Here is a 13260-nt window from a genome sequence, read left to right as displayed (position 1 = left end):
GGTTTTCGGCAGGCGCAGAGTCATAGGTCGGATTCCAGGAGGTTCAGGTCCGGCGGAACCAGGGTCGTCGACTCCACCAGGCCCCTGAGGAGGTTGTGCAGGAGCTGGTTGTCGTACGGCCGGCCGGCGTCCTTGTCGTGGAGCAGCGGGTACGGGAAGCCGCCGGCGTCGAGGCGGTGGCGGACGATCTCGATCCTGTTCTCGATGGTGCGTGTCCGCCAGCCCTCCTCCGGGCGGAGGTAGGCCAGCCGCTCCGCGGCCTGCTTGTACGTCAACGGCCGGGGCGACTCCTCGTACAGCAGATAGTGCTCACCCAGGACGACCAGGAGCAGGCGTTCCGCGTCGCTCAGATCCCAGATCCTGGGCGGGATGGTCTCGGCCCGGTGCCGGTTCGTCTGGGGCTCGCCGTCCTCGCCGGTGACGTAGAGCTCCACCAGGTGCTGCCGGTAGCCGGAGCCCCTGATGAACAGTGGGGTGTAGCCGTCGGCCAGCGGGATGGGGTCGGTCGAGGAATGCACCAGCCGGCCGCGCGGCAGGCGCAGGAGCTGCCAGCCCACGTTACGCAGCCACCACCGTTCGTCCCGGTAGGTCACCTCGGCGTGCAGGCGGCTCACCGACTGGTCGTCCACGCCGACGCTCAGGTCGACGTCGGGGCGTTCGGCGCGGCCGAAGCGCACGTTGCGACCGGGGATAGGTCGTACCCTGATACCACCCATGATCGTACGGGCGTGCAGCGTGCCGGGCAGGGCCGAGCCCACGCCGTGCGCGAGGCTGCCACTCATCGTTTCGCCTCCATCGGCGCTGGTCGGATGTGCGCACAAGCAGGATCTCAGGGTTCGTCCGGACCGGTCCCAGAGGTCACGATCCGCGGAGCTGGGCAGCGGCGGAGCGAGCGAGGTCGGTGGCCATCCGGCACAGCCGGTCCGTGGGGAGCGAGCCGTCGACCACGATCCGCACCTTCTCCACGGCGGTCTCGCCGCGCTGGTCAGTGTACGACCGGTAGACCACCTGGAGCAGGCAGGTCCCGCCGCCCTCGCCCTTCGGCGTGACGAAGGCCCGGTAGCCGTTGACGCGGGTGGGCGTCCCGTCGTCCTCGGTGTTTCGCAGAAGCTCGCGGTCGAACTGCAGATACACCGACGTGTCGTCGGTGGTGCTGTCCCAGGAGCACCGCCATCCACCGAACCCGGGATCGAGGCCGGCGGCGTCGATGTGTGCGTCGCCGCGCAGCAGCGCGCAGGCGTCCTTCTGGGCCAGGGAGCCGGCGGGCGGTGGCGGGGAGCGGCGTTTGATCGGGCCGCCGGCGAGCACCTGGGCCGCCGTGGTGGTGGCGGCGTCGGCGATGGCGCACAGGTCGGCTTCGCCGACCTCCACCATGTCCGCGAAGACCTTCACGACGGTGTCATGGACGCCGGGCAGCAAGAGCGTGCGTGAGCACACCGTGCTCTCGGCGGGGTCGTGGACGATCTCGATCGGGCCCACGGTCCTGGCCGGCCGGGCCCGCTCGGGCGGCGGGTCGCGGTCGAGCAGCACCTTGACGTCGACGACGCCCTTGGCGGGCGGGAGCACGATGACGTCGCACCGGTCGAAGTTGCCGTAGCCGACGTCGAGCTCCGTCCTGCCGAACCGGCTGAGCGCGGTGGGGTCGGTCAGGGCGCACGGGTCGGCGGTGCGCGGGTCACCGATCAGGGAAGCCGATGGGCTGACCGATGGAGCGACCGTGCCGGCCGGGTGCCCTGCCGGGCCGGCTGAGGGCCTGGCCGAACTGGCCGAGCTTGCTGTGAGCGCGTCTGGGTTCCTTTTGCCCGGCGGCCCGCTCACCGTGTGATACACCGCGTAAGCGACGACGACGACCAACGCCGCGCCCGCCACGATGAACGGCCACCGCCGGGGACGGGCCGCCGCGGATCCCGCGATCTTCTCCAGCCGCCGCCGGACCTCAGCGGCGCTCGGCCGCTCCACCGGCTCACGCTGCAGCATGTCCGCCAGCAGGCTTTCCAGCGGCCCGACGTCGGCCGTCATATCGACGGCGCCACGCGCGGCCTCCCACGCAGTGACGTACGTGTCGGACTCCTCCTCGTCCGCCCCCGGCCGCGGCCGCCCGGCGACCAGCGCATACAGGGTGGCGCCGAGGGAGAACACATCCGAGGCCGGCTCCGGCCGCCCCAGGATCACCTCGGGCGAGGCGTAGTCGACGGTGTAGCTGATGGCGCCGTTGGGCGTGATCGTCTCCCTGCCGCCGACCCGGTACGCGGCGCCGAAGTCGGCCAGCTTGGTCACACCGTCGTCGGTAAGGATGATGTTGCCCGGCTTCACGTCCAGGTGCACGATGCCCTTGCCGTGCAGGGCGGTCAGCGCGCCGGCGATCTGCGCGCCGAGCCGAGCCGCCTGCTGCGGCGGCATGGGCGGGTGTTCGTCGAGGCTTCCGCCGGGCACGTGCTCCATCACCATCCACGATGCCGCCTCGTCCTCGTCCTGCACGGCGTCGTACAGGGTGACCACGTGCGGGTGGTTGAAGGCGGCCAGGGCGCGGGCCTCGGCCTGTAAACGGCTGAAGCCGGCGTTGTCCACGAGCATGCGTTTGAGCACGACATCCCGGTTGAGCAGCAGGTCGCGGGCCACCCAGACCTCTGTGGCGCGGCTGCTGACAAGGCAGGTCTCCTGGCGGTAGCGCCCGCCGACCGTCCTGCCCTGGCGCACCGTCCGTTCTCCCCTCGCCGATCACCGGGAACCTCGAATTTACTGGGTGAGCGGGGAAATACACAGCGTCTTGGTCACCCGTTTTGACGGCCTATGTCACCCGAAGTCAGCTCGGTACGGCCCAGACTGCTACGCCGGCCTCGACCTGCACCAACTGCGCCACAGCGGCCACCGACGCCCCGGCATCGCGGCGGTGAAGACGCCGCCGCGGACGTCGAGGTGAACTGCCATGCCGAGCGCTGGGTCCGGACGGTGGGAGTCGAGTGAACCGACTGCATGCTGATCCATGGCGAGCGTCACGTGCGCTCGGGGAAACCCCAGCTCAACCATGCGCGCGAGATACGCAGAGGCTCAATTGCATTTTGACGGCTTTCGCTACACGTCCATGGTCGAGGAGTCGGACACAAGACGGGACCGGTCCCGGATGTGTGGCGCTACCTTGCGTCGAACAGCGGCGATCAAGCGGGAAGGGACGTGCGGACGTGGGACTGCTGAGTTCCATAAGGGCGCAGGTACGGCAGCTACGTCACCCGAGGGAATTCCGCATCCACGCTGCGGCCTGGCCTGAGGATGCCCTGGTGGCGTTCGAGCGCCTCGTGACGGACCGGCCCACGGAGACTCCGGACGACACTCTCCCAGGGCGCTCGGTGGCCGAGGTGGTGACGAGTATCTGGCGGCTCGATCGCCGGGTGCGGCGGCTCCCGGGGGAGACGCGGGCCGTGACCCGCTACCTGGAGATGGCCTGGGATGCCTTCGCCCAGGCCGGCATCAAGATCCAGGAGCACTTGAACGATCCGTTCGACCCGGGGCTCGCGATCGAGGTGCTGTCCTACCAGCCCGCGCTCGGACTCGACCGTGACCGGGTGGTGGAGACCATCCGGCCGAGCATTTACCTGAACGATCATGTGATTCAGCGAGGAGAGGTGATCGTGGGAACCCCCGACCCCGTCGCGAAGGAAGCCACCCCGTGACCAGGACCACGATCGGCTACGGGATCGACCTCGGTACCACCAACAGCTCGATCGCCGTGCTGAACGGCGTCGATGTCGAGGTGGTCAAGAACAACCGCCAATCAGAGATCACTCCTTCCGCCATCTGGATCGACCGAGCGGAACGGCTCCACGTCGGCGACGTCGCCAAGAAGCGCAGCGAGCTGGATCACGAGAACACCTGCATCGAGTTCAAGGCCAGGATGGGCATGACAGACCAGCCCAAGGTCTTCGCCGACGGCGGCCGGTCGATGACGCCGGAGGAGATGTCCGCTGAAGTGCTGAAGTCACTGAAGGGCGACGTGGCGCAGCGGACCGGCGATGATCTGCGGGCGGCGGTCATCACGGTGCCGGCGGCCTTCCAGTTGAGCGCTTGCGAGGCGACCAAGCAGGCCGCCAGGCTCGCCGGGCTGGAGCACGCGCCGCTGCTGCAGGAGCCCACCGCGGCCGCGCTGGCGTACGGGTTCCAGAGCACGGCTGACAACGCCTTCTGGCTGGTGTACGACCTGGGAGGCGGGACGTTCGACGCGGCCGTGGTCAATATCAGGGACGGCGAGTTCACCGTCGTCAACCACCGGGGTGACAACACCCTCGGCGGGAAGCTGGTCGACTGGAAGATCGTCGAGGAGCTGTTCGTCCCGGCCCTGACGAGGGAGTACCGGTTCGCCGATCTCAGCCGGGGCAACCCGAGCTCACTCGCGACCATCAGCCAGCTCAAGCGGGCCGCGGAAGAGGCAAAGATCGAGCTGTCGCGGAGCGATTCCGCGTCGATCTCCCTCTTGCTGAAGGACGACCGTGGCGACGATATCGACTTCTTCTACGACCTGGGGCGGGCGGAGCTGGAGCGGCTCACCGAGCCGCTCATCGTGCGCTCGGTGAACCTCTGCAAGAAGGCCCTGGAGGAGCGCGGGCTCGGCGCGGCCGACATCGAGAAGGTCCTGCTGGTGGGCGGCCCCACACTGTCGCCGTACCTCCGGGAACGGCTTGCCGACGCCCGGGAGGGGCTCGGGATCCCGCTCGACCACAGCAAGGACCCCATCACGGCCGTGGCCACGGGCGCCGCCATCTTCGCCGGAACCCAACGCCTGGACGCCATGGAGCCGCTGTCCGTCCCGCCCGCCGGTGAGTACGTAGTGGATCTGGCCTACCAGCCGGTGGGGGCGGACACCGAGCCGCTCATCGGAGGCCGGGTGTCGGGGGCGGACACAGCGGGGTTCGCGATCGAGCTGGTCAACCCGGAGGCCCGGCCGGAGTGGCGGAGCGGCAAGATCGCGCTGGACGCCGACGGGACGTTCACCACCACACTGTGGGCCGAGCGCGGGCGGGCCAACACGTTCCGCGTCGAGCTCACCGACGGCTCGGGAACCCGGCGCAAGGTGACCCCCGACCGGCTGACCTACACCGTCGGAGCCGTCGACTCCCAACCCACGCTCACCAACGCGATCGGCGTATGGCTGGAGGACCAAGGCGTGGCCTGGCTGCTCCCGAGGGGGACGCCGCTCCCGGCGAGGCGCAGGCACACGCTGCGCACCACGATCGCGCTCAGCCGGAGCCGTCTCGAGGGCTACATCCGCATCCCGATCGTGGAGGGCGAGCATTCGCGCGCCGACCGCAACCGGCGGGTCGGCCGGTTGCAGATCGATCCTGGCCAGGTCACCCGTGACGTGCCGGCGGGCAGCGAGGTGGAGTTCTCCGTGGTGGTCGACGAATCCCGGCTGGTCGTCGCCCGTGCCTACATCCCGCTCCTTGACGAGGAGTTCGAGCACGTCGTCAACCTGCGTACCGAGACGACTCCCACGCACGACGAGCTGAACAGGAAGGTGCATGCGGAAAAGCACCGGCTGCACGAGCTGCGCACGGAGGCCGGCGACCTCGGCGACGCCAGGGCCGAGACGCTGCTCGCCAGGATCGACGCGGAAGGGACCGCCAAGGACCTCGACCGGCTTGTCGACGCGGCCCGCGCCGATCCGAACGCCGCCACGGAGTGCGGCAAGCGTCTGCTCGATCTCCAAGTTGCCATCGACGAGGTCGAGGAGATGGTGGAGTGGCCCAAGCTGGTCCAGGAGGCGAAGGACACGATGGCCGGCGTCCGGGACATCGTGCTGAGCATGGGCGACCTGAACGACCAGCGGACCCTGACCACGCTCGAGTCCGCGATGCGGGAGGCGATCAACGCTCATGACGCCGACCTGCTCAGGAGACGTGTCGACGACCTGTACGGACTGGCGGCGGAAGTGCTGGAGAGAACGGACGAGCTCCCCCGCATCCGGTTCGACCATCTCCGGAGCCTGCTGCCTGACATGCGTGACGGGCACGAGGCCGCCCAGCTCATCGACACGGGCAGGAAGGCGATGGAGCGGGGCGACATGAGGACGGTACGCGACGTGAACCGCGAACTGGAGAGCATGCTGCCCGCGCCGCCACCGCTCGATCTGTCCAGCACCGTCGTACGCGGGTCATGAAGCAGGCGACCATGTCCCTTTCCATCACCCGCGAGCTGGTCCTGGCCCAGGCCAGGACCCTGGCACGGAGCGGTCGCCACGGCGAGGCCGTGGAGCTGCTGGAAGATCTCCAGGAGAAGCCCAGCGTGACCGTGCTGGACCTGCTGGCTCGCATCCACGCCCAGCAGGGCGACCTCGACCGGGCGGACCAGTGCTGGGCCGAGGCGGAGCGGCTGGCCCCAGGCGGGGCGGAGATCGCCGCCGGGCGGCGGCGGATCGCGGCCATGCGCCCCGCCGCCCGGCGACGCGGGCTCGGCAAGGGCCTGCTCGCCACGTGCACGGTGCTGGTCACAGGTGCGGTGCTCGTCCTGCTCGTCGATATCCGCCTGGAGACCGCCGGGCTGCGGATGTCCCAGCAGCCCGCGGCCCTGCCGACGGGCCGGGAGGTCGCCGCCCCACCGACAGTCGTGACGATCTCGCCGCCGGAGAAGCCCGACGTGCTCGCCCGCATGAGACTCGATGTGCCGGGAATCCGGGTGAGGCGGTCGCCGGGGGAGATCTCCATCGTCTTCGAAGAGGCCCTGTTCAGCCAGGGCACCGAGCTGACTCGCCGCGGTCAGGCCGTGCTCGACGGCCTGGGCGGGCGCCTGCGCCCGTACGCCAACGAGATAGACGTGGCCGTCGTCGGCCACACGGACCGCGACGCGCTCCTGCCGGGCGGCGAGTACGTCAGCAACACCGACCTCGGCCTGGCCAGGGCCACCTACGTTCGCGAGATCCTCCGCACCACGTCGCGGATCCCCACGACCAGGTTCGCGCTGTCGTCCCTGGGCGGGGTCATGCCGCCGTACCGCGACGACGCTCGGAATCGTACCGTCACCCTGCGGATCTCCGGAGCCGCCGGATGAAGCTGGTGGGGCTGCGGCCGGACCTGTACCGGGAGAACGCCTTCCGGATCACGGGGCTCCCGGTGCGCGCGACGACACGCGACATCCGGAGGCACACAGAGAAACTGCGCCTCATGGAGAGCCTCGGCAGGGTCGGCGCGAGCGAGGGGATACTGCCGCCCGCGCAACCCCCTGACGAGGACGCGCGGCAACGGGCCGCACAGCGGCTCAGGGATCCGGTGTCCCGGCTGGTGGACGAGCTGTTCTGGCTGTGGCCGATGGCCGACGGCGAGACCGACGCCGCCATGGCCGCCCTGCTCAAGGGCGAGCCGTACGACGCGCTCCGCGTGTGGGAGCGCACGACGAAGCGGCCCGCCAAGGCCATCGCGGTGCACAACATCGCGGTGTTGTCACACGTTTGGGCGCTTGACGCGGACAGGCTGGACGCCGACGCCATACGGCTGTGGAAGCGGGCTTACAAGTGCTGGGCCGAGGTGATCGCCGACGACTCCTTCTGGGACCTGATGCGGGCACGGGCCAAGGAGCTCGACGATCCGCGGCTGACCGCGGGCACGGTCCGCCGGATACGTGAGGATCTGCCTGCTGCCCTGCTGGCGATCAACGCCCAACTGGCGGTCGCAGCCGCACGGGACGGGCAGCTCAAGGACTCACGCGGGCACATCAGCGGCATGCGTGCGTCCGGATTCGCGTCCGAGCTGGTCGACGAGGCCCTGCACGGCGCGGTGGAGCACGAGAAGTCCAGGATCAAGACGCTGTGCGAGAACGCGGGGCAGGCCATCAGAGCGGCCCCTGGGCGTGGGGACGAGCTGGCCGAGCGGTTCCTCGATGAGGCCAAGCCCCTTCTCAGAGTGGTGACCAGCGTGCTGCCCGACGATCACCGGGTGGTGCGGGACGCCGGTGACGACATGGCCCTGACCGTTCTCGGCTGCGTCGTGGCCTACGTCAACACGGCCAAGGGGTATCAGCGATCTTTGGACCTTCTCCAGCCCGCTCTCGCCCTGGCGAACACGGAATCGGTCCGTGACCGCGTGCAGGAGAACGTCGACATCATTCGCGACAACCTCTCCTATGCCTCCTGCTTCTTCTGCGGACAGGACGCCGACAAGGCGTGCGCGCTGAAACTGCCTATGCACGGTGACGTCAACCGCGAGACCGCGTATTACCAGACTCGGATAACCTGGCGGACGGTTACGGTCCACGTGCCGCGCTGCCGCCGGTGCAGGAGGAAGCGCGGCTGGAGAATCGCCGGGTCCGTGCTGATCGGACCCTTGGCCGCGGTTACGGTCGTCGCGTTCTTGATGGACGCCATCGCCCTGGGCACCGTCCTGATCGCGGTCGGAATCTTCGTGACGAGCTGGCTGATCGCGGGTTCGCGCCGCGACCTCACCGAGTTCGGGCCGGTCAAGGAGCTGTACGCCAAGGGTTGGCGGCCCGGTGACCGTCCGTCGGAGGCCGGACGCTAGCCGACCATGCCGGTCACCTACGGGAGCGTTGATCTGGACCGACCAGGGCTCCGGCGATGAGTTGCATGACGCCGGGGGGCGACACCGCCGTCGCGGAGCATGGTGATCATGGTGTGGCGGAGAGCGTGCGGGGTGATGTCCCCACTGATGGGGACGGCTCGAGTAGTTGCCGGTGCGGTCGGCAGACGGAACCCGGTGCAGGGCGAGGAAGTCAGCAAGGGAGGCTCGCCGTCCTCGCCTTGCTGTAGGCGAGCCTGCTTCTCGCCACCGCCGCAGCATGTGCGGGGAGATACGGCCGGTCTTCTTCACCGGGATGTTGTTCGGCTGCGCGGGTGTGGCCCGCAGCGGCTTTCCATGGAGAAGCCACCGCCTGTGAGCGCCCCAGTCGGCGCGGCCGGCGCATGTGGGGGGGTCACGGGGGGAAACGAGCGTGAAACCAGCCCTTGACAAGAGGTGTGTCCGGAATCGAGAGTAATGGGCATCCCCCGTCTGACTACGTAGTCAGGCGACAGATCCGCCGTGTATGACTACGTAGTCAGTATCGAGGAGCTCTCATGCCGGAGGCCAGGCGCCGCGCCCCTACCAGCATCGACGTCGCGCGGCGCGCCGGCGTCTCGCAGAAGACCGTCTCGCGTGTCATGAACGGAGAGCCGTACGTCAGCGCCGACGTTCGGGAGCGGGTTCTCGCGGTGGCTCGCGAGCTCGGGTATCGGCCCAACACCGCGGCCCGCGCGCTCAATCTGGGCCGCTTCCAGCGCATCGGGGTGGTCTCGCTCGGCAGCTCGCTGTACGGGCCCTCGTCGCTGCTGGTCGCGCTGGAGCGGCGGGCCAGGCAGACGAGCTACGCGTTGAGCGTCGTCCACACGTTCGAGGGCGGACCGGACAGCATCATGAGCGCGGTGGAGTCCCTGCTGGACCAAGGTGTGGACGGCATCGTGCTGTCCGAGCCGGTAGACGATGGGCAGGAGCTGCGCATCGACCCGGACATCCCCGTGCTCAGCTTCGGCAGGTTCCCTGGTCTCGACGGCCCCCGGATGGTGGTCACCGGAACATCCGGCTTCGATGCGGGCCGGGTCGCCACCGAGCACCTGCTCGGCCTGGGGCACGCGACGGTCTGGCATGTCGCGGGACCTGGTCAGTGGCCGTCGTCGCACGACCGGGCCCGCGGCTGGCGGCACGCGCTCGACTCCGCCGGGATCGCCGCGCCACCGCCGATTGAAGGGGACTGGTCGCCCGCCTCGGGTTACGAGGCCGGCCGGCGACTGGCCGCAGACCCGGAGGTCACCGCGGTGTTCGTGGCCAACGACGAGATGGCGATCGGCCTGCTGCGGGCCATGACCGAGGCGGGCCGTGCCGTCCCCGAAGAGGTGAGCGTCGTCGGGATGGACGACATCCCGGCCGCGGCGTACCTGTCGCCACCGCTCACCACCATCGGCCAGGACTTCGAGGCGATCGCCGCACACGCGCTCGACCTGCTCCTCCACCAGATCGAGAACGCCCCCGGCTCGGCGACCGTCGACGACTTGCCGGCGCAGCTCGTGCTGCGCCGGTCGACCACCCCCCCAAGGAGTAAGAGATGACCATGCCAAGGATGAGGCGGCTCGCCGTGGGAGCCGCCGCCACCCTGTTCCTCGCCGGATGCGCCGGCGGCACGACCGGCAGCACCGACGGCGGCGGGGGCAAGCCCGCCGCCGCCATCAGCCAGGCCGACATCGACAAGGCGATGAAGACGCCTACCGAGCTCACGTTCTGGACCTGGCTGCCCGACATCGAGAAGGAAGTGGCGCTGTTCCAGAAGAAATATCCCGCCATCAGCGTCAAGGTGGTCAACGCAGGTAACAGCCAGGCGGAGTACACGAAACTGCGGACGGCGCTCAAGGCCGGCAGCGGCGCCCCGGACGTCGTGCAGATCGAGTACCAGCACATTCCCGGCTTCGCCATCACCGGCGGTCTGCTGGACCTGCGGCCGTACGGCGCGCAGGCGCTCGGGGACCGGTTCGTCGACTGGGCGTGGGGGCAGGTGAGCGGCAGGAACGGCGAGGTCTGGGCGATCCCCCAGGACACCGGGCCGATGGGGATGCTCTACCGCAAGGACATCTTCGACAAGCACGGCATCCAGCCGCCGAAGACCTGGGACGAGTTCGCCGCCGCGGCCCGCAAGCTGCACGCCGCCGACCCCGGCGTGTACCTGACCAACTTCCCCACCAACCACAACTCCATCTGGACGGGCCTGATGTGGCAGGCCGGCGTCAAGCCGTTCCAGATGAAGGGCGCCGACCAAATCTCCGTCGACGTCGCCGGTGCGACGCCGAAGAAGCTCGCCTCCTACTGGAGCGGCCTGGTCAAGGAGGGGGTCCTGTCGGCCGACGCCGACTTCAGCGACCAGTGGTTCCAAGGTCTCAACAAGGGAAGGTACGCGACCTGGCTGACCGCCGCCTGGGGCCCGCTCTTCCTGTCCACCAGCGCCAAGGAGACCCGCGGAAAGTGGCGTGTCGCGCCGTTGCCGCAGTGGACGGCCGGTGAACAGAAATCCGGCAACTGGGGCGGCTCGACCAGCGCCGTCGTCAAGACGACCAAGAACCCGATCGCCGCGGCCATGTTCGCCCAATTCCTCAACACCGACCCCGAGTCGGCCAAGATGCTGACGACCCTGCAGTTCCTGTATCCGCCGATCAAGGCGCTGCTGAGCGACCCGGGCTTTGTCGAGCAGAAATCGGACTTCTACGGCGGGCAGCAGGTGAACAAGGTGTTCGCCGACATCAGCGGCACGGTCCCCACCGACTTCACCTGGCTGCCGTTCATGGACCAGATCAACAATGACTGGAACGAGACGGTGGGCAAGTCGCTCGCCGACAGGACCGACACGGCCGCCGCGTTGGACAAGTGGCAGCAGACAATCACCGCCTACGCCGAGAAGCAGGGCTTCAAGGTCGCGCCATGAGCGTCATGACAGTGCCGCCGTCCCGGCGGGCGAGCGCCCGCCGGAACCGGGTGGGTTACCTCTTCGTCGCGCCGTTCCTCCTCGTGTTCGTCGCCATGCTCGTGGCACCGCTGGCGTACGCCGGATATCTGAGCCTGTTCCGGGAGCAGTTGATCGGCGGTGTCACGTTCTCCGGTCTCGACAACTACATCCAGGCGCTGAGCGACGAGCGGCTGCTCGACGGCGTGCTGCGCGTGAGCCGGTTCTTCCTCGTCCAGGTGCCGATCATGCTGGGGCTGGCGTTGTTGTTCGCCCTCGCCCTGGACAGCGGCGTGATGTGGCTGTCGCGGGTGATCCGGCTGGGGATCTTCGTCCCGTACGCGGTGCCCGGCGTGATCGCCGCGCTGATGTGGAGTTACCTGTACGGCCCGCAGTTCGGGCCGATCACCCAGCTCGTCGAGGCGCTGGGCCTGCCCGCGCCGAACCTGCTCAGCGGCGACCTGATGCTGGGCTCGGTGGCCAACATCGTGACCTGGGAGTTCACCGGGTACAACATGATCATCCTGTATGCCGCGCTGCGCGCCATCCCCACCGAGCTGTACGAGGCCGCGGCCGTGGACGGTGCCGGCGCCTGGCGGATCGCCTGGAGCGTGAAGATCCCCGCTCTGCGTCCCGCCCTTCTGATGGCATTGATCTTCTCGGTGATCGGCAGCTTCCAGCTGTTCAACGAGCCGGCGTTGCTGCAGCGCCTGGCCCCCAACGTCATCGACAGCGCCTACACCCCCAACCTGTACACCTACTCCCTGGCCTTCATCAGCCAGGACGTCAACTACGCGGCGGCCGTCTCCTTCCTGCTCGGGCTCGTCATCGTCGTGGTGTCGTACACCGTCCAGCTCGCCGTCGCCCGGAGGAGAACATGACCGTCACCGCAACGGCGCCGCCCCGGGCCGCGGCCGGCGCCGCCCATTCCGCCGCAGTGGTCCGGCGTCGTAGCCCGGTGCTCACGCTGGGGATGCTCGCCGTCCTGGTCTACTTCCTGCTGCCGCTGTTCTGGCTGGTGGTGGCGGCCACGAAGACCACGGGCGCGCTGTTCTCCAGCTTCGGGCTCTGGTTCGGCGGGGACTTCGCGCTGCCGGCCAACGTCCGGAACGTCTTCACCGCCGACGGCGGAGTGTACGTCCACTGGCTGCTCAACACGGCGATGTACGCGCTGGTGAGCGCGGGCGGCGCGGCGCTGCTGGCCGCCCTGGGCGGCTACGGGTTCGCCAAGTTCGCCTTCCGCGGCAACAGGCTGCTGTTCGGAGCCGTCCTCGGCGCGATCATGGTGCCCAGCACCGCCCTGGTCATTCCCACGTACCTGATCTTCTCGAATGCCGGGCTGGTGAACACGCCCTGGGCGGTCATCCTGCCCTCGCTGGCGAACCCGTTCGGGCTCTACCTCATGCGGGTGTACGTCGAGGAGGCGGTGCCCGACAGCATCCTCGAAGCGGCCCGCATCGACGGGGCCGGCGAGTTCCGGATCTTCCGCCAGGTGGTGCTGCGCCTGCTCGCGCCGGGCTTCGTCACCGTGCTGCTCTTCACGCTCGTCGCCACCTGGAACAACTACTTCCTGCCACTGATCATGCTCAACAACCCTTCCCTCTACCCCGTCACCGTCGGCCTGGCCAACTGGGCGGCGCGGGCGTCGGTGGGCGGCGGCGGCACCGGCGACGTCATCCCCCTCGTGGTCACCGGCTCGCTGTTGTCCATCATCCCGCTGGTCGCGGCGTTCCTGATGCTCCAGCGCTACTGGCAGAACGGCCTCACCGCCGGCGGGGTCAAGCAATGAACGAAACGAAGGAA

General features: G+C 69.0%; 10 protein-coding genes. 8 read left to right on the top strand and 2 right to left on the bottom strand.

The features are described from left to right. Nucleotides 1–20 precede the first annotated feature (20 nt). Complete coding sequence (locus tag AB0J87_RS59790; RefSeq protein ID WP_363984273.1) at nt 21–782, bottom strand: FHA domain-containing protein; 762 nt, start codon at nt 780–782, stop codon at nt 21–23. Nucleotides 783–858: 76 nt separating this feature from the next. Next, nucleotides 859–2697 carry a serine/threonine-protein kinase gene (locus AB0J87_RS59785; protein WP_363984271.1) on the bottom strand — a complete coding sequence of 613 codons (1839 nt, stop codon included), beginning with the start codon at nt 2695–2697 and terminating at the stop codon, nt 859–861. Nucleotides 2698–3344: 647 nt separating this feature from the next. Between AB0J87_RS59785 and AB0J87_RS59780 the strand changes: the two genes are divergently transcribed. From AB0J87_RS59780 to AB0J87_RS59745, 8 genes are all read left to right on the top strand, one after another. Beyond that, nucleotides 3345–3668: a hypothetical protein gene (locus AB0J87_RS59780; RefSeq protein ID WP_363984269.1), complete on the top strand. Its 324-nt coding sequence runs from the start codon at nt 3345–3347 to the stop codon at nt 3666–3668. Further along, the gene (locus AB0J87_RS59775; protein WP_363984267.1) at nt 3665–6148 is read left to right on the top strand and encodes an Hsp70 family protein; all 2484 of its coding nucleotides are present in this window, start codon (nt 3665–3667) and stop codon (nt 6146–6148) included. Before AB0J87_RS59780 ends, AB0J87_RS59775 begins: the two co-directional genes overlap by 4 nt. 11 nt (nt 6149–6159) lie before the next feature. After that, on the top strand, nt 6160–7035 hold the full coding sequence (locus AB0J87_RS59770) for an OmpA family protein (protein ID WP_363984265.1): 876 nt from the start codon (nt 6160–6162) through the stop codon (nt 7033–7035). Next, nucleotides 7032–8498, top strand: coding sequence for a hypothetical protein (locus AB0J87_RS59765; protein WP_363984263.1), 1467 nt, complete (start codon nt 7032–7034; stop codon nt 8496–8498). The genes AB0J87_RS59770 and AB0J87_RS59765 overlap by 4 nt, the downstream gene beginning before the upstream one ends. Before the next feature lie 554 nt (nt 8499–9052). Next, nucleotides 9053–10078: a LacI family DNA-binding transcriptional regulator gene (locus AB0J87_RS59760; RefSeq protein ID WP_363984261.1), complete on the top strand. Its 1026-nt coding sequence runs from the start codon at nt 9053–9055 to the stop codon at nt 10076–10078. Then, the gene (locus AB0J87_RS59755; protein ID WP_363984259.1) at nt 10075–11439 is read left to right on the top strand and encodes an extracellular solute-binding protein; all 1365 of its coding nucleotides are present in this window, start codon (nt 10075–10077) and stop codon (nt 11437–11439) included. The genes AB0J87_RS59760 and AB0J87_RS59755 overlap by 4 nt, the downstream gene beginning before the upstream one ends. Next, nucleotides 11436–12338 carry a sugar ABC transporter permease gene (locus AB0J87_RS59750; RefSeq protein WP_363984257.1) on the top strand — a complete coding sequence of 301 codons (903 nt, stop codon included), beginning with the start codon at nt 11436–11438 and terminating at the stop codon, nt 12336–12338. Before AB0J87_RS59755 ends, AB0J87_RS59750 begins: the two co-directional genes overlap by 4 nt. Beyond that, nucleotides 12335–13246, top strand: a complete 912-nt coding sequence (locus AB0J87_RS59745) for a carbohydrate ABC transporter permease (RefSeq protein WP_363984255.1) — start codon at nt 12335–12337, stop codon at nt 13244–13246. Before AB0J87_RS59750 ends, AB0J87_RS59745 begins: the two co-directional genes overlap by 4 nt. The last annotated feature ends 14 nt before the right edge of the window (nt 13247–13260 follow it).

The organism is Nonomuraea sp. NPDC049625 (assembly GCF_040675285.1).
Classification (GTDB): domain Bacteria; phylum Actinomycetota; class Actinomycetes; order Streptosporangiales; family Streptosporangiaceae; genus Nonomuraea; species Nonomuraea angiospora_A.
Note: the sequence above shows the minus strand (reverse complement) of the source record. Positions and strands in the feature narration are given on the sequence as shown.

What these genes read in the sequence shown, in the direction of transcription:
- AB0J87_RS59790 (WP_363984273.1), bottom strand. Translation starts at nt 782, where the DNA reads ATGAGTGGCAGCCTCGCGCACGGCGTGGGCTCGGCCCTGCCCGGCACG.
- AB0J87_RS59770 (WP_363984265.1), top strand. Translation starts at nt 6,160, where the DNA reads ATGTCCCTTTCCATCACCCGCGAGCTGGTCCTGGCCCAGGCCAGGACC.
- AB0J87_RS59765 (WP_363984263.1), top strand. Translation starts at nt 7,032, where the DNA reads ATGAAGCTGGTGGGGCTGCGGCCGGACCTGTACCGGGAGAACGCCTTC.
- AB0J87_RS59760 (WP_363984261.1), top strand. Translation starts at nt 9,053, where the DNA reads ATGCCGGAGGCCAGGCGCCGCGCCCCTACCAGCATCGACGTCGCGCGG.
- AB0J87_RS59755 (WP_363984259.1), top strand. Translation starts at nt 10,075, where the DNA reads ATGACCATGCCAAGGATGAGGCGGCTCGCCGTGGGAGCCGCCGCCACC.
- AB0J87_RS59750 (WP_363984257.1), top strand. Translation starts at nt 11,436, where the DNA reads ATGAGCGTCATGACAGTGCCGCCGTCCCGGCGGGCGAGCGCCCGCCGG.
- AB0J87_RS59745 (WP_363984255.1), top strand. Translation starts at nt 12,335, where the DNA reads ATGACCGTCACCGCAACGGCGCCGCCCCGGGCCGCGGCCGGCGCCGCC.